The sequence below is a fragment of the Pseudomonas sp. FG6 genome (assembly GCF_057809015.1).
The window spans coordinates 110,961-127,517 of record NZ_JBMDJD010000004.1 but is presented as its reverse complement, the minus strand read 5'-3'; the positions used below and the strand labels follow the sequence as shown (position 1 = coordinate 127,517).

Annotated in this window: 14 protein-coding genes; 3 read left to right on the top strand and 11 right to left on the bottom strand. The window is 62.5% G+C overall.

Translation table 11 applies throughout. From position 1 onward, the window contains the following. Position 1 precedes the first annotated feature (1 nt). The 3 genes from copC to ACODSJ_RS04130 form a co-directional block, all read right to left on the bottom strand. Complete coding sequence (gene copC, locus ACODSJ_RS04140) at positions 2-388, bottom strand: copper homeostasis periplasmic binding protein CopC (RefSeq protein ID WP_489100511.1); 387 nt, start codon at positions 386-388, stop codon at positions 2-4. Between the two features lie 97 nt (positions 389-485). Next, the gene (locus tag ACODSJ_RS04135) at positions 486-1,406 is read right to left on the bottom strand and encodes a copper resistance protein B (RefSeq protein ID WP_489100510.1); all 921 of its coding nucleotides are present in this window, start codon (positions 1,404-1,406) and stop codon (positions 486-488) included. Positions 1,407-1,416: 10 nt separating this feature from the next. Then, complete coding sequence (locus tag ACODSJ_RS04130; protein WP_489100509.1) at positions 1,417-3,249, bottom strand: copper resistance system multicopper oxidase; 1,833 nt, start codon at positions 3,247-3,249, stop codon at positions 1,417-1,419. Between the two features lie 281 nt (positions 3,250-3,530). On the opposite strand from ACODSJ_RS04130, the gene nadA reads away from it, so the two are divergent. After that, complete coding sequence (gene nadA, locus ACODSJ_RS04125; protein WP_489100508.1) at positions 3,531-4,589, top strand: quinolinate synthase NadA; 1,059 nt, start codon at positions 3,531-3,533, stop codon at positions 4,587-4,589. A gap of 58 nt (positions 4,590-4,647) precedes the next feature. Here nadA and ACODSJ_RS04120 read toward each other — a convergent pair whose 3' ends face one another. The 8 genes from ACODSJ_RS04120 to ACODSJ_RS04085 all read right to left on the bottom strand — a co-directional run bounded on the left by ACODSJ_RS04120 (position 4,648) and on the right by ACODSJ_RS04085 (position 14,697). After that, a complete protein-coding gene (locus ACODSJ_RS04120; RefSeq protein ID WP_489100507.1) occupies positions 4,648-5,136 on the bottom strand; it encodes an RDD family protein in 489 nt (162 codons plus the stop codon). 95 nt (positions 5,137-5,231) lie between these two features. Continuing rightward, complete coding sequence (locus tag ACODSJ_RS04115) at positions 5,232-5,444, bottom strand: cold-shock protein (protein ID WP_007934683.1); 213 nt, start codon at positions 5,442-5,444, stop codon at positions 5,232-5,234. Positions 5,445-5,839: 395 nt separating this feature from the next. Then, on the bottom strand, positions 5,840-6,964 hold the full coding sequence (gcvT, locus tag ACODSJ_RS04110) for a glycine cleavage system aminomethyltransferase GcvT (protein WP_489100506.1): 1,125 nt from the start codon (positions 6,962-6,964) through the stop codon (positions 5,840-5,842). A gap of 31 nt (positions 6,965-6,995) precedes the next feature. Continuing rightward, entirely contained in the window at positions 6,996-8,372 is a 1,377-nt protein-coding gene (locus ACODSJ_RS04105; RefSeq protein ID WP_489100505.1) for an L-serine ammonia-lyase, read from the bottom strand. Positions 8,373-8,563: 191 nt separating this feature from the next. Next, complete coding sequence (gene gcvP, locus ACODSJ_RS04100) at positions 8,564-11,413, bottom strand: aminomethyl-transferring glycine dehydrogenase (protein WP_489100504.1); 2,850 nt, start codon at positions 11,411-11,413, stop codon at positions 8,564-8,566. Between the two features lie 10 nt (positions 11,414-11,423). Then, positions 11,424-11,807, bottom strand: coding sequence for a glycine cleavage system protein GcvH (gcvH, locus tag ACODSJ_RS04095; RefSeq protein WP_489100503.1), 384 nt, complete (start codon positions 11,805-11,807; stop codon positions 11,424-11,426). Between the two features lie 345 nt (positions 11,808-12,152). Continuing rightward, positions 12,153-13,661, bottom strand: a complete 1,509-nt coding sequence (locus ACODSJ_RS04090; protein ID WP_489100502.1) for a sigma-54-dependent transcriptional regulator — start codon at positions 13,659-13,661, stop codon at positions 12,153-12,155. 130 nt (positions 13,662-13,791) lie between these two features. Next, on the bottom strand, positions 13,792-14,697 hold the full coding sequence (locus ACODSJ_RS04085; protein WP_489100501.1) for a LysR family transcriptional regulator: 906 nt from the start codon (positions 14,695-14,697) through the stop codon (positions 13,792-13,794). 112 nt (positions 14,698-14,809) lie between these two features. Here ACODSJ_RS04085 and ACODSJ_RS04080 point away from each other — a divergent pair, with 112 nt between their 5' ends. Next, complete coding sequence (locus tag ACODSJ_RS04080) at positions 14,810-15,688, top strand: MBL fold metallo-hydrolase (RefSeq protein ID WP_489100500.1); 879 nt, start codon at positions 14,810-14,812, stop codon at positions 15,686-15,688. A gap of 247 nt (positions 15,689-15,935) precedes the next feature. Continuing rightward, positions 15,936-16,550: an NAD(P)-dependent oxidoreductase gene (locus ACODSJ_RS04075; RefSeq protein WP_489100499.1), complete on the top strand. Its 615-nt coding sequence runs from the start codon at positions 15,936-15,938 to the stop codon at positions 16,548-16,550. Positions 16,551-16,557 lie beyond the last annotated feature (7 nt).

Below are 16,557 nucleotides of genomic sequence, written 5' to 3'. Positions count from 1 at the left end.
CTCACTTCACCTTGAACGTGACGTTACCGGTGATCGGGTGAGTGTCCGAGGACACCGCACGCCACTGGACCTGATAGGTGCCGGCGGAGAGCGGTGAGCTGGGGGTGATGACCATGGTTTTCGGGTCGTCGCTGCCCGATACCTTGGCCGGCATCGCCATCGGCGCATGGGCGGACATGCCGGGCATCGCGGTCATCAGCAGCTTGGCGCCGGAGAACTGGGTCATCAGGTTTTCGGAAAAATGCAGCTCGATTTTCGCCGGCGCTGTTCCCTCCGCGCCTTCGGCTGGCGTGGAGGACAACAATTTCGGGTGCGCCTGGGCCCAACCGCTGAGCAGCAGGCCGGTGGACAGCGTGACAGCAACGACAACGTTTTTGATGGATAGCATGCAAGGATTCCTTGGATTAGGTACTTCTATTCTTGATAGGTACTTTCTATTCTTGATAGGTACTTTCTATTTTTATCGACTCAGTTTGCAACCACACTCAGAACCACAGGCGCACCCCCAACACCAGGCGTGCTTCGCTGCGGTCTTCGTTTTCTTCCCGGGCATAATCGGCGGTGTTGCCGTAGACGCGGTTCCAGGTAACGCCGATGTAGGGCGCGAATTCGCGGCGGATTTCATAGCGCAGTCGCAGGCCGACTTCGGTGTTCGACAGCCCCGAGCCGACGCCGCGTGCCGGATCGTTCTTGCCGTAGAAATTGGCTTCGGCGGTGGGCTGCAGGACCAGGCGGTTGGTCAGCAGCAGGTCGTAATCGCCTTCCAGGCGCGCCGCGCTCTGGCCGCCCTCGCCGATGAACGCAGTGGCCTGGGCTTCGAAGTTGTACAGCGCCATGCCCTGCACGCCGAGGGCGCCCCAGGTTTGCGGATCGCCGGGCTTGAAGTCCTGGCGCACCCCGGCGACCACATCCCACCACGGGCTGACGGCGTGTCCCCACAGCGCCTGGAGTTCGGCTTTTTCGGTCTTGCCGTTGGTGCGCTCGCCTTCGGAGCGCAGCCACAAACGGTCGACGTCGCCACCGACCCAACCCGAAGCCTCCCAGCTCAGGGCGCTGCCGTCATCGGCGTCCTGCCATTCCAGTTGATCGATGAGGAAGAACGAGTGGAGGGCGTTGTCTTGCATCATGTGGCCGCCATGGTCCTCGTAGACCACGGCCCGGTCGGCGGCGGTCAATTCAGGGATAGGCGTGCGACTGCGAGTGGGCGCCGATTGCATCGGTTCCATGCCTTGCATCGAATCCATGCCCTGCATCGAGTCCATGCCTTGCATCTGGCTGTGGTCCATGCCCGGCATCTGGCTGTGATCGACTGGCATCTCGTGGCTGGCGGCCCAGGCCGGGGTGCCCCAGGCAAGGCTGGCAATCAGCGCCATCGATGCTGTGCAATAGTGAAAAACAGAGGTCATGATCGGCTCCTCATTCCTGTACCCGAACTTCGCGGAACATGCCCATCTCCATGTGGAACAACAGGTGACAGTGATAGGCCCAGCGCCCGAGGGCGTCGGCGGTGACGCGGTAACTGCGCTTGGAGCCCGGCGGCACGTCGATGGTGTGCTTGCGCACCATGAACGCGCCGTTTTCGTCCTCCAGGTCGCTCCACATGCCGTGCAGGTGGATGGGGTGGGTCATCATGGTGTCGTTGATCAACACGATGCGCAGGCGCTCGCCGTACTTGAGCAGCAGGGGCGCGGCGTCGGAAAACTTCACACCATTGAACGACCAGGCGAATTTTTCCATGTGCCCGGTCAAGTGCAGTTCAAGAGTGCGACCTGGCTCGCGGCCGTCTGGGTCGGCAAAGGTGCTGCGCAGGTCTGAATAAGTGAGCACCTTGCGCCCGTTGTTGCGCAGGCCCAGGCCGGGATCGTCCAGCTTGGGGGTGACGCTCATGGCTTGCATGTCCACCAGCGGATTGTTCTTCTCCGAGTCCGGATGGGACTGCATGCCGCCCATGCCTGACATGCTGCCCATGCCTTGCATGGCGCCGTGATCCATTCCTGCCATGCCGTCCATGCCCTGCATCTTGCTGTGATCCATGCCTTGCATCTGGCTGTGGTCCATTCCCGCCGTGCCTTGCATCGAGCCGTGATCCATGCCGCTCATGCTGCCGTGATCCATCCCGTCCATGGCCATCCCACCCATGCCCATATCGTCCATGGTCAGTTGCGGCCTTGGGTCCAGAGGGGGCACGGCTGCCGAAAGACCGGTGCGGGTGGCGAGGGTGCCGCGGGCGTAGCCGGTGCGGTCCATCGATTGGGCGAACAGGGTGTAGGCCTCCGCAGTCGGCTCGACAATGACGTCGTAGGTTTCGGCCACGGCGATCCGCAGTTCATCGACACTGACCGGTTTGACGTATTGCCCATCGGCTGCTACCACGGTCATCTTCAGGCCCGGGATGCGCACGTCGAAATAGGTCATGGCCGAGCCGTTGATCAAGCGCAGGCGCAGGCGCTCGCCGGGTTTGAACAGGCCAGTCCAGTTCATGTCCGGCGCCTGGCCGTTCATGAGGTAGGTGTAGGTGGCGCCGCTGACGTCGGAGAGGTCGGTGGGGTTCATCTTCATTTCGGCCCACATCTTGCGATCGGCCACGGTCGCGGCCCAGCCGTTCTTGCTCACATCGTCGATGAAATCGCCGACGGTGCGCTTGTGGTAGTTGTAGTAATCGGACTGCTTCTTGAGCTTGCTCAAGACGTCGGCGGGGGCTTCATCGGTCCAGTCCGTGAGCATTACCACGTAGTCCCGCTCGTATTGGAACGGTTCGGGCTCCTTCGCGTCGATCACCAGCGGGCCGTAGACCCCCGATTGCTCCTGGAAGCCGGAATGGCTGTGGTACCAGTAAGTGCCGTTCTGTCGGACCTTGAACTGATAAACATACATACCGTCGGGCTCGATGCCCTTGAAACTCAGCCCGGGGACGCCGTCCATGTTGGCCGGTAGCAGGATGCCGTGCCAATGGATGGACGTGGTTTCCTTCAGGCGGTTGCGTACCCGCAGTGTCACGGTGTCGCCTTCACGCCAGCGCAGCAGCGGTCCGGGGATGCCACCGTTGATGGTCTGGGCCGTGCGGGCGGTGCCGGTGAAATTGACCGGGCTTTCGCCGATGAACAGGTCAAACTCGGTGCCGCTCAGTACGTTGGGCTGGCCCGGGCTGGTGATCGCCCAGACGGGTGTGCGCCACAAGCCCAGGCCGCTGAGCAGGCCTCCGGCGGCAAGGCCCTTGACGAAGGTTCGCCGGGAAGTTTTGGTTTGCATCGATAGAAGTCCGTCAGTCGATTCGCTGCGTGCATGGGGCGGTGCCCTGTGCAGGTTTGAGCGAAAGATGACACAGGCGGGCGAGGCGAGTGATTACATTTCGGTCAGCTTGGTGCAGGTTTGCCGTTCGGCCTTTTGCATCGACAGGATATTCTGTAGCCTTGCCGCTTCACGCTGTCCCGTGCCTGATTGACCCCCACTTTCCCGGCGGTACCCGAGTGGTCCGGAGCCGGGTGTATACTCGACTTTCGCGCAATACGCGCTTGCAGGTCTTGCGAAACATGACGCAAATTTCCGAACGCCTTCTGGTCCAGGCTCACCTCGACGCCAAGCAGCCCAAGCCGCTGTCCGCCGAGCAAGAGGCCTGGTACCGCGCTGCCATCGCCGCCGAGCTCAAGGCTCAGGACGCTGTACTGGTTGCGCACTTCTACTGCGACCCGATCATCCAGGCCCTGGCCGAAGAGACCGGTGGCTGTGTCTCCGACTCCCTGGAAATGGCCCGCTTCGGCAACGCCCATCCGGCCAAGACCGTGTTGGTGGCCGGGGTCCGGTTCATGGGGGAAACCGCCAAGATCCTCAACCCTGAAAAACGCGTACTGATGCCGACCCTGGAGGCTACCTGCTCCCTGGACCTGGGGTGCCCGGTGGACGAGTTCTCGGCGTTCTGCGACCAGCATCCGGAACGCACCGTGGTGGTGTATGCCAACACGTCGGCGGCGGTCAAGGCCCGTGCCGACTGGGTGGTGACGTCCAGTTGCGCACTGGAGATCGTCGAAAGCCTGATGGACAACGGCGAGACGATCATCTGGGGCCCGGACAAGCACCTGGGTACCTACATCCAGAACAAGACCGGCGCCGACATGCTGCTCTGGGACGGCGCTTGCATCGTCCACGAGGAGTTCAAGTCCAAGCAGCTGGAGGACATGAAGGCGCTGTACCCGGACGCGGCGATCCTGGTGCACCCGGAGTCTCCCGCCTCGGTCATCGAGCTGGCCGACGCTGTGGGTTCCACCAGCCAGTTGATCGCGGCGGCACAGAGCCTGCCGCACAAGACGCTGATTGTCGCGACCGACCGCGGCATTTTCTACAAGATGCAGCAGCTGTGCCCGGACAAGGTCTTCATCGAAGCCCCTACGGCCGGCAACGGCGCAGCATGCCGCAGTTGCGCCCACTGCCCGTGGATGGCGATGAACACCCTGGAGCGCACGCTCAAATGCTTGCAGGAAGGCTCCAATGAGATCTTCGTCGACCCGGCGTTGATCCCCCAGGCCATCCGTCCACTCAAGCGCATGCTGGACTTCACCCAGGCGGCGCGGATGAAGTTGGCGGGCAATGCCTGAGGGGCAGCTACAAGCCACAAGCTGCAAGCTCTAAAGTCCAAAGCTTGTAGCTTGTAGCTTATTTCCCTTTCTTGGGAATCCGCACTAACTGCGTGTTGGAGTAGATGTCATGCCAGCCGCGCTTTTGCTTGTCGAACAGCGACCAGATAAAGCCCATCCCCAGCAGCAGTAACGACGCAATCGAAACCACGAAGCGCAACAATGCCTGCCACAGGCTGATGGCGCTGCCGTCGGCGTTCTGTACGCGAATGCGCCAGACCTGCATGCCCAGGGTCTGGCCATTGTGGGTCCAGAACTTGGCGAAGAAGCCGAACAGCACGAAGAACAGCACGGTGGACAGCAGCGGGTCGCCGTCCAGTGCGCCGGATTCGGTCAGGGTGCGCATTTTTTCTTCGCCGATGATCGACATCTGGATCATCTTGTAGGCGCCGCTGGTGACGATCAGCAGAGCCGTGCACAACAGGAAGTCATAGAACATCGCTGCCAGGCGACGGCCCAGGCCAACAGGAGGGAAGTCGCCCTGGGGGATGAGCAGGTGTTTCGGCATGACGGCCTCGGATGAAAAAAGAAGCCATTCTACGGATTTGCGTCCATAAAAAAGCCCCTGATATCAATCAGGGGCTTTTTTAGTTCGCGAAAACCTTAGCCTTCGGCTTGTACTTCGTCAGCTTGCATGCCTTTCTGGCCTTGCACGGCAACGAAAGTGACCTTCTGGCCTTCTTTCAGGCTCTTGAAGCCGTTGCCCTGGATGGCGCGGAAATGCACGAACAGATCCGGACCGCTTTCAGGAGTGATAAAACCAAAACCCTTCTCGTCGTTGAACCACTTGACGGTACCGCTCTGACGTTGAGACATTTTCTTATTTCCTTTGACGCTAAAATTGATGACAGCCTCTTTCAAGGGAAAGAGTACTGGGGCTGGGTTGCAGGAAAGTAAGAGGCGTCGAACGGGATGTAGCTAACTTTGTAGGCTACTGCCCAGGTCACGATCCAAGCGACCCATGCAAACACAGTGATCAAACTCTACGCCAACTCCGAATGAAAAAACAACCCCCCCTGGAACGCCCGTATTTACTCAGCTTGCCGGCATTTTGCGCGTTTCGCTGGCCTGGGCTTATTCGATAGGTTAGTTCAATTGTTTAGCGGGGTTATAAGCGCGGCGCTATATCGAATAGATGCACCTTTTTATGGCGGTTGCGTTACACATTAGTGCACGAATAACACAACCGCGTTACTTATAGAAACAATCAATCAACCGCGGTAATAGCGTTGTGCAACGAATGGCGTTTTACTTACAAGCAAAGACACCTTTTTCCCACGCACGATGGCCCAAACTGGCGTGTCCAACGCGGTATAGGCGCTGTCCAGGTAACCCATCGCCAACGGACCGCCCAGCGTCGGGCCAAAGCCGCCGCTGCACACCGCGCCGATAATCTCGCCGGCTTCGTTGACGATCTCCGCGCCTTCACGTACCGGTGTGCGTTCCTGGGGCAGCAGGCCGACGCGTTTGCGCCGCACGCCGCCCTGTTGTTGGGCAAACACGGTTTCAGCCCCGGGGAAGCCGCCAGCGCGGGCGCCGTCGGCACGACGTACCTTGGAAATCGCCCACAGCAGGCTGGCTTCGATCGGTGTGGTCTCGCTGTTCATGTCGTGGCCGTACAGGCACAGGCCGGCCTCCAGACGCAGCGAGTCGCGGGCACCGAGGCCGATGGCGGCGACTTCCGGTTCGGCCAGCAGGGCGCGGGCCAGCTTCTCGGCGTCGGCGGCGGGGACGGAGATCTCGAAACCGTCCTCACCGGTGTAGCCCGAGCGGCTGACGAAGCACTCCAGGCCCAGCAGCGTCACGCGCTGGAACTGCATGAACGTCATTTTCGCCACTTGTGGCGCCAGGCGCGCGAGCACGGTGACCGCGGCCGGACCTTGCAGCGCAAGCAGGGCGCGGGCTTCGAACAGCGGCTCGACGGTGCATGGGCTGCCGATGTGGGCACGCAGGTGGGCCAGGTCCTGTTCCTTGCAGGCGGCGTTGACCACCAGGAACAGTTCGTCGTTGCCCAGGTTGGCGACCATCAGGTCGTCGAGAATGCCGCCGTTCTCGTTGGTGAACATGGCGTAGCGCTGCATGCCCACGGGCAGGTCGAGGATGTCCACCGGCACCAGGGTTTCCAGGGCCTTGGCGGCGCCTGCACCGCTCAGGCGGATCTGGCCCATGTGGGACACGTCGAACAGCCCCGCTTGCTCGCGAGTGTGCTGGTGTTCTTTCATCACGCCCAGCGGGTACTGCACCGGCATGTCGTAGCCGGCGAACGGCACCATGCGTGCGCCGAGTTCGAGGTGCAGGGCATGCAGCGGGGTTTTCAACAGTTGTTCGGTGGACATATCAACTCCTGGGAAATGAGAGTGGCGCGTATCAGCATTCGATGATGTTGACTGCCAGACCGCCGCGGGCGGTCTCCTTGTATTTGCTTTTCATGTCGGCGCCGGTCTGGCGCATGGTGCGGATGACTTTGTCCAGGGACACGAAGTGATGCCCGTCGCCGCGCATGGCCATGCGCACCGCGTTGATGGCCTTCACCGAGCCCATGGCGTTGCGTTCGATGCACGGCACCTGCACGAGGCCGCCGATCGGGTCGCAGGTCAGGCCAAGGTTATGTTCCATGCCTATTTCGGCGGCGTTTTCCACTTGCTGCACCGTCCCGCCCAGCACTTCGCAGAGGGCGCCGGCGGCCATGGAGCAGGCCACGCCGACTTCACCCTGGCAACCGACTTCGGCACCGGAGATGGAGGCGTTTTCCTTGTACAGGATGCCGATGGCGGCAGCGGTCAGCAGGAAGCGCACCACGCCATCGTCATTGGCGCCCGGAATGAAGCGCATGTAGTAATGCAGCACCGCCGGGATGATCCCCGCCGCGCCGTTGGTAGGGGCGGTGACTACGCGACCGCCGAAAGCGTTCTCTTCGTTGACCGCCAAGGCGTACAGGTTGACCCAGTCCAGCACCGACAGCGGGTCGCGCAGCGACGCTTCCGGGTTCTTGCACAACTGGCGGTGCAGCGCGGCGGCGCGCCGCTTGACCTTCAAGCCGCCGGGCAGAATGCCTTCGTTGCGACAGCCTGCCGCCACGCAATCCTGCATGACCTGCCAGATTTTCAGCAGGCCGGCGCGGGTCTCGGCTTCGGGGCGCCAGGCGCTTTCGTTGGTCAGCATCACCTGGCTGATGGACAAGCCATAGGTGGCGCAATGGCCCAGCAGGTCCTTGGCACTTTTGAACGGGAACGTCAGGGGCGTGGCATCTTCGACGATACGGTCGGCACCGGCCGCGTCTTCGTCGACGACAAAGCCGCCACCCACCGAGTAGTACTCGCGACTGCGCACTTGCAGTCCCGCGGCATCGAAGGCGCGGAAGATCATGCCGTTGGGGTGATAGGCCAGGGGTTTGCGGATCATGGCCAGGTGCAGCTTTTCATTGAATTCGATGGGGTGCTGGCCGAGCAGGTTCAAGCGACCGTTGCTGCGAATCTCTTGCAGGCGGGCGGTGACGGTCTCGGTGTCCACGGTATCGGGGTGTTCCCCTTCCAGGCCCAGCAGCACGGCCTTGTCGCTGCCGTGGCCCTTGCCGGTCGCGCCGAGGGAGCCGTAGAGCTCGACCTTGACGCTGGTGATGGTTTCGAGCAGGTCATCACGGCGCAGCCCTTCGACAAAACGGGCAGCGGCGCGCATCGGGCCGACCGTATGGGAACTGGAAGGGCCGATGCCGATCTTGAACAGGTCGAACACGCTTAACGACATGGTGTTTCTCCGGTTTCTTTTTTGAGTTCGACGGTCTTACAAGGTTTGAAGACAGATCCCTTGTGGGAGCGAGCCTGCTCGCGATGACGGTGGATCAGTCAGCATGGATGTGAACTGACACACCGCCATCGCGAGCAGGCTCGCTCCCACAGGAGGAAAAAGGAGGGCTGGCAGATCGCCCTCCGTTCAGGTCAAGCGTAGCTTTCGATCGAAGGGCAGGCGCAGACCAGGTTGCGGTCGCCGAACACGTTGTCGACCCGGCCAACCGGTGGCCAGTACTTGCCCTCGATCAACGACGCGACAGGGTACACCGCTTGCTCGCGGCTGTAGGAATGATTCCACTCGCCGACGAGTTCCGCTGCGGTGTGCGGGGCGTTTTTCAGCGGGTTGTCGTCTTTGTCCAGACTGCCGTTTTCCACCGCGCGGATTTCTTCGCGGATGCAGATCATGGCGTCGCAGAAGCGGTCCAGTTCTTCCTTGGACTCGCTTTCGGTCGGCTCGATCATCAACGTGCCGGCCACCGGGAACGACATGGTCGGGGCGTGGAAGCCGAAGTCGATCAGGCGCTTGGCCACATCATCGACGCTGATGCCGCTGCTGTCCTTGAGCGGGCGCAGGTCGAGGATGCATTCGTGGGCGACCAGGCCGTTGCTGCCGGAGTAGAGCACCGGATAGTGCTCTTCCAGGCGACGGGCGATGTAGTTGGCGTTGAGGATCGCCAGCTGCGAGGCGCGCTTGAGACCGGCGCCGCCCATCATGCGGATGTACATCCAGGTGATCGGCAGGATGCTCGCGCTGCCGAATGGCGCCGCGCATACCGCGCCTTCCTTGCGCGCCATTTCGGCGTGGCCCGGCAGGAACGGAGCCAGGTGCGATTTGACGCCAATCGGGCCAACGCCCGGGCCGCCACCGCCGTGAGGAATGCAGAAGGTCTTGTGCAGGTTCAGGTGCGACACGTCGCCGCCGAACTTGCCCGGGGCGCAGAGGCCGACCATGGCGTTCATGTTGGCGCCGTCGATGTACACCTGGCCGCCGTTGTCATGAATGATGCCGCAGATCTCGCGGATGCCTTCTTCGAACACACCGTGGGTGGACGGGTAGGTGATCATCAGCGCGGCGAGGTGTTCGCGGTGCTCGATGGCCTTGGCCCGCAGGTCTTCGATGTCGACGTTGCCGCGGGCATCGCAGGCGGTCACGACCACGCGCATGCCGGCCATGTTGGCGGTGGCCGGGTTGGTGCCGTGGGCCGAGGACGGGATCAGGCAGATGTCGCGGCGCTCTTCGCCACGGCTCTGGTGGTAGGCGCGGATCGCCAGCAGGCCGGCGTATTCACCTTGGGAGCCGGCGTTGGGTTGCAGCGACACTGCGTCGTAACCGGTAGCAGCGCAGAGCATGGCTTCCAGTTCGTCGGTCAGTTGCTGGTAACCGGCGCTCTGTTCGGCCGGGGCGAACGGGTGCAGGGCGCCGAATTCGGCCCAGGTCACCGGGATCATTTCGCTGGCGGCGTTGAGTTTCATGGTGCAGGAACCCAGCGGGATCATGGTGCGATCCAGGGCCAGGTCCTTGTCGGCGAGCTTGCGCAGGTAGCGCATCAGCTCGGTTTCGGAATGGTAGCGGTTGAACACCGGGTGGCTGAGGATCGCCGATTGGCGCACCAGCTCGGCCGGGATGCGGCTTTGCACGGAGGCGGCCAGTGCCGCGAAGTCAGGCAAGGCCTTGCCATCAGCCAACAGTGTCCACAGCGTTTCGACATCAGCCTGGCTGGTGGTTTCGTCCAGGGACAGGCCCAGGCGTTCCGCGTCCACTACACGCAGGTTGATGCGCTGGGCGCGAGCCTTGTCGTGCAGGGCGGCGGTCTGTGCGCCGGTGCGCAGGGTCAGGGTGTCGAAGAAGCTCTCTTGCTCGACGCTCAGGCCCAGCGCGCCCAGGCCCTTGGCGAGGATCGCGGTGAGGTGATGGATGCGGTTGGCAATCTGCACCAGGCCCTTGGGACCGTGGTACACGGCGTACATGCTGGCGATGTTGGCCAGCAGCACTTGGGCGGTGCAGATGTTGCTGGTGGCTTTCTCGCGGCGGATATGTTGCTCGCGGGTCTGCATCGCCAGGCGCAGGGCCGGCTTGCCGAAACGGTCCACGGACACGCCCACCAGGCGGCCCGGCATGTCGCGCTTGAAGGCGTCCTTGGTGGAGAAATACGCCGCGTGCGGGCCGCCGAAGCCCAGTGGCACGCCGAAACGCTGGGCGCTGCCGATGGCCACGTCGGCGCCGAACTCGCCCGGTGGGGTCAGCACTGTCAGGGCCAGCAGGTCGGCCGCAACGGCCACCAGGGCGTTGGCGGCGTGGAAGCGCTCGGTCAGTTCGCGGTAGTCGAACAGGTCACCGTTGCTGGCCGGGTATTGCAGCAACGCGCCGAAGAAAGCGCTGACGTCGCTCAGTTCACGCTCATCGCCCACCACCACGTCGATGCCCAGGGGCTCGGCACGGGTGCGCAGCACGTCGAGGGTCTGCGGATGGCTGTGCACCGAGGCGAAGAACGCGTTGCTGCCCTTGTTCTTGCTCAGGCGCTTGCAGAAGGTCATGGCTTCGGCGGCGGCGGTGGCTTCGTCGAGCAAGGATGCGTTGGCGATCGGCAGGCCGGTGAGGTCGCTGATGAGGGTCTGGAAGTTCAGCAACGCTTCGAGACGGCCTTGGGAGATTTCCGGTTGGTACGGCGTGTAGGCGGTGTACCAGGCCGGGTTTTCCAGCAGGTTGCGCAGGATCGGCGCTGGCGTGTGGCAGTTGTAGTAGCCCTGGCCGATGTAAGTCTTGAACAGTTGGTTCTTGGCGGCGATGGCCTTGATCGAGGCCAGTGCATCGGCTTCGCTCTGGCCGTCGTCCATGTCCAGAACGCTGGTGCCCTTGATGCTTTCGGGGATGACGCTGGCGCTCAGGGCTTGCAGGGAGTCGTAGCCCAGGCGCTCGAGCATGGCTTGCTCGTCACTGGCGCGCGGGCCGATGTGGCGGGCGATGAATTCGTTGGCGGTGCCCAGATTAACGGTCATGTTGCGCTCCTCAGGCTTCGGCGTTGGCTTTGATCAGGCGGTCGTAGGCGTCCTGATCCAGCAGTTGGCCAACATCGCTGGCGCTGGCTGGCTTGAAGCGGAAAAACCAGCCTTCGCCCAGCGGATCTTCGTTGACCAGTTCCGGATTGCTTTCCAGGGCCGGGTTCACTTCGAGCACTTCACCGTCCAGTGGCATGTAGACACCGCTGGCGGCTTTCACCGATTCCACGGTAGAGGCCTCGTCACCCTTGGCGTAGGTTTGCAGTTCCGGTAACTGAACATAGACCACATCGCCCAAGGCGTTCTGGGCAAACGCAGTAATGCCGACTGTAACGCTGCCGTCGGCTTCGGCACGCAGCCATTCGTGATCTTCAGTGAAACGCAACTCGCTCATGGAAACTCCTGGGGCCAGATTCGTCTGGTGGACGCGAAGAAGGCACGGGGCTTGGCCCGGCCGAATGCCTATATCCATAGCAAGAATGCGGCCAATACGAATATGTGCATTTTTATCAATGGGTTATGGCGATTTGGCGAGAGGGGCAAAGCGGCGTGTGTAGCGAAATCGCTACAGCACTGGGCCGGGACAAAAAGGTTGGGGGATCAAAGCCTTATCCGGCGCAGTTTAACGGCGTCTGTAGCGATATCGTTCCACTGTAGCGCTTTCAGTACGGTCGAGGTCGTTTTTGGCGCGACTTTCAACACGCCGCAGACCTCCGGTGGGAGGTGGTGCGCAGAAGCATCACGGCTTATTGGGAATCCCATACTTGCGCAACCGATGGGCAATCGCCGTGTGGGAGGTTTGCAGGCGACTGGCAAGTTGGCGGGTGGAGGGGTAGTTGACGTAGAGGCTTTCGAGCAGGTGTTTCTCGAAGGTCTCCACGGCCTGCTCCAGGCTTTCGACTTCCACGTCGCCCTGGCGCGCCACGGAGGTGCCGGCGATGTCCAGGTCGCCGATGTCCACCAGGCTGCTTTCGCAGATGGCGGCGGCGCGGAAAATCACGTTCTGCAATTGCCGCACGTTGCCCGGCCAGCGGTTGCCCAGCAGCGCCGGGTACGTGCCGGGGGCGAGGCGGCAGACCGGGCGCTGGATCTGCGCACAGGCCTGCTGCATGAAGTAGCGCGCCAGCAGCAGGATGTCCTGGCCGCGCTCACGCAGCGGCGGGACTTCGACGTTGAGCACGTTCAGGCGATAGAACAGGTCTTCGCGGAACGAACCCTCGCTGACCATTTTCTCCAGGTTGCGGTGGGTGGCGCTGAGGATGCGCACGTTGACCTTGATCTCGCGGTCGCCGCCGACCCGCCTGAAACTGCCGTCGTTCAAAAAGCGCAGCAGCTTGGCTTGCAGGTACGGCGACATCTCGCCGATTTCGTCGAGGAACACCGTGCCCTGGTTCGCCAGCTCCATCAGCCCTGGCTTGCCGCCCCGTTGGGCGCCGGTGAAGGCGCCAGGGGCGTAGCCGAACAGTTCGCTTTCGGCCAGGTTCTCCGGCAACGCCGCGCAGTTCAGGGCCAGGAACGGGGCGCCGTGGCGGGCGCTGATGGCGTGGCAGGCCCGGGCGACCAATTCCTTGCCGGTGCCGGTTTCGCCCTGGATCAACAGCGGCGCGTCCAGGGCCGCAACCCGCTGTGCCCGGGCCTTGAGGGTGCGGATCGCCGGGGATTCGCCCAGCAACGCGTCGAAACCTTCGGCGTGATCGTGGTGCAAGGCGGAGAGGCGTTCGCCGATGCGGTTCGGCGGATAGAGCGTCAGCAGCGCGCCGGCGTCGGTGATCGGCGTGGCGTCCAGCAGCAGGGTCTGGCCGTTGAGGGTAATTTCCCGTAGCGGCAGGCGGAAGCCGTTCTCCAGCAAGGTGCCCAGCAGCGCTTTGTCGCCGAACAGCTCGGCCACGCTTTCGCCCATCGGCTCGCGCCCGTACAAGGCGATCAGCGCGGGGTTGGCCAGCAGCACCTTGCCAGCGCTGTCCACGGCCAGCACCGGGTCGGTCATGGCGGCCAGCAGGGCATCGAGCTGCAAGTGCCGGCGCTGTCCCGGAAGGATGTCCACCACGGTGACCGCCTGCACGCCACGCACACTGAACAATGCTTCGCGCAGCTCATCCAGCACTTGCGGGCTGAGGGTCGGGGCATCGATGTAGACGTTGGGCGGCACCATCTCCACGGCATCCAGGTTGAGATTGCGTCCACCGAGCAAGGCCAGGACTTCCTGGGTGATGCCGACGCGGTCGATGAAACTGACGTGGATACGCATGGGGCGCTTCTGGGTCCTGGAGTGTGGAGGGTGGCAAGTATGCCTTGGGGCGGGTGGTGGGTGGAATCCTGGTACGACTTCAGAGGGTAAGCTGGATCCCACAGTAGGTTTTCGGCGAGGCCACCATCCTCTACAACCCCACATCCCACTCCGGCACCTCGGGAAATTTCACCACCAAGAAATCCAACAGGCTGCGCAGCGCCGAGGGCATGTGCTTGCGTGACGCGTAGACCGCGTACATGGTCATCCGGCGGGGTTCGGCGTGGGGCAGCAGGCGGATCAGTTCGCCGTTCTTGATGTGGGCGCCGGCCTGGTAGCTGGGCAGCATCGCCACGCCGGCGCCGGCCACGGTGGCCCGCAGGAGCGTGCTGGCTTCGTTGGCGCTGATGTTGCCTTGCACCGGCACCGAGACCTGCTCGCCGTCCTGCTCGAAATGCCACAGGCTCTTGCCGACGTAGGAATGGGTCAGGCAGTTGTGCCGGGTCAGTTCCTCGACGCGCCGGGGTGCCGGATGTTCGCGCAGATAGGCGGGCGAGGCGCAGATCACTGAGCGGCAGACGGTGAGGCGACGGGCGATCAGGTTGGGATCCAGGTCGTTGCTCATGCGGATCGCCAGGTCGATGCGTTCGTCCACCAGGTTCACGGTGCGGTCGAGCATCTGCAGGTCGACACTCACCCCAGGGTAGCGCTGGACGAATTCGCTCATGGCGGCCGCCAACTGGGCCTGGCCGAATGACGTGCTGGCGCTGATGCGCAGCATGCCCCTTGGCGCATCGTCCGGAGCACTGACGGCGGCTTGCATGTCCGTGGACAGTTCGAGCATCTGCCGGCAGCGCGGCAGGATCTCGGCGCCTGCGGCCGTCAGGCTCAGTTTGCGCGTTGTGCGGTGCATCAGCCGGGCGCCGACCCAATCCTCCAGCTCCGCCAGATACCGCGACACCACAGGTCGCGACAGGTCCAGGTGCTCGGCCGCCGCCGACTGGCTGCCCAGGTCGACTACGGTGGTGAAGACACGCATTGCTTGTAGACGATCCATGATTTGCCCGCTTTCAGAAACAAACTATGTTGCAGCATCGCATTTTTTGGAACGAGCCAGGTGACTAAGCTCTTTCTCATTCCCTTCGGGCTTTTGGACAACGGAGCACACCATGACCGGATTCACCCCACTCAAGCGCCTGCTGCTAGCAACCGCCGCCTTGGCCTTCACGGCCCAGAGCTGGGCCGCGAACCTGACGCTCGACGTCTACAACCCCGGCGCGGCAGCGGTTTTTCCGGTGACTTCGGTGTTGGTCAGTGGTGAAAAAGAAGCGATTCTGGTGGACGCCCAATTCGGTAAGACCCAGGCCGCCCAAGTGGTGGAAAAAATCCGCGCCAGCGGCAAGCGATTGATCACGATCTACATCAGCCATGGCGATCCAGACTACTATTTTGGTCTGGAAACCCTGACTGCCGCGTTCCCCGAGGCCAAGGTGCTGGCGTCGGCGCCGACCGTCGCGCACATCAAGCAGACCATGGACGGCAAGCTGAAGTATTGGGGGCCGATCCTCAAGACCGATGCACCGGCCAAGGCCATCGTGCCCCAGGTGCTCAAGAGCGACAGTCTGACTTTGGAAGGCCAGCGCTTGCAGATCGTCGGTCTCGATGGCCCGCAGCCGGACCGCAGTTTCGTGTGGATTCCATCCATCAAGGCCGTGGTTGGCGGTGTGGTGGTCGCCGAGAACATTCATGTCTGGATGGCTGACACCCAGACGCCGCAGTCCCACAAGGACTGGCTGGCGACCCTCGCCGGTATTGAAAAGCTGCAACCGAACACCGTGATCCCGGGCCACTACCTGGGTGAAAGCGCCCGGTCTCTGGCCCCGGTGACATTCACCGCCGGCTACATCGAGGCTTTCGATGAAGAAACCGCCAAGGCCAAGGATTCCGCTGCGCTGATCGCCGCCATGAAGCAACGCTACCCGAACCTGGGTGAAGACAGTTCCCTGGAACTCAGTGCCAAGGTGGCGAAGGGTGAGATGAAGTGGTGACAACCCTGATTCCAGGGCATCGGATGTGCTTCTGTGGCGAGGGAGCTTGCTCCCGCTGGGCTGCGAAGCGGCCCCAATGCCAACAAACAGTTTGCACCTGATACACAGCGTGAGCCGTTTTGCGGCTGCTTCGCAGCCCAGCGGGAGCAAGCTCCCTCGCCACAACGGTGTACATACCGCAAAGATTGGTCATGTTCGTTTCGAGCACAGCTTCAATAGCCTCTATCTGTAATCACTGGAGAACACCATGAGCAAAATCGCAATCATCGGCGCCACCGGTCGTGCTGGCAGCCAACTGTTGGAAGAAGCCCTGCGTCGCGGCCACAGCGTGACGGCCATTGCTCGCAACACTGCAAAAATCGGCGAAAGGGCCGGGGTGGTCAGCAAGCAACTGGATGTATTGGACAGCGAGGCGCTGATCGCCGCCATTGCCGGGCACGACGTGGTGATCAGTGCTGTGCATTTTTCCACGGTGCCGGCCGACAAGGTCATCGCGCCAGTGAAGGCTGCTGGGGTCAAGCGTTTGCTGGTGGTGGGCGGGGCCGGTTCGTTGTTGTTGCCGGACAACAGCCGTGTGGTCGACAGTGATGGCTTCCCGGAGGAATACCTGGCTGAAGCCACTGCCGGCGCGCTGTTCCTGGACGTGCTGCGCAAAGAAGAGGACCTGGACTGGACCTTCCTCTCGCCATCGGCGGAGTTCGTCGAAACCGAGCGCACCGGTCAGTTCCGCCTCGGCAAGGATCACCTGCTGTTCGACGGTGCCGGGCGCAGTTGGATCAGCTTTGCCGACTATGCCATCGCGATGATCGATGAAGTGGAAACGCCGGAGTTCTCGCGCACGCGGTATACCGTGGGCTATTGATCCTACG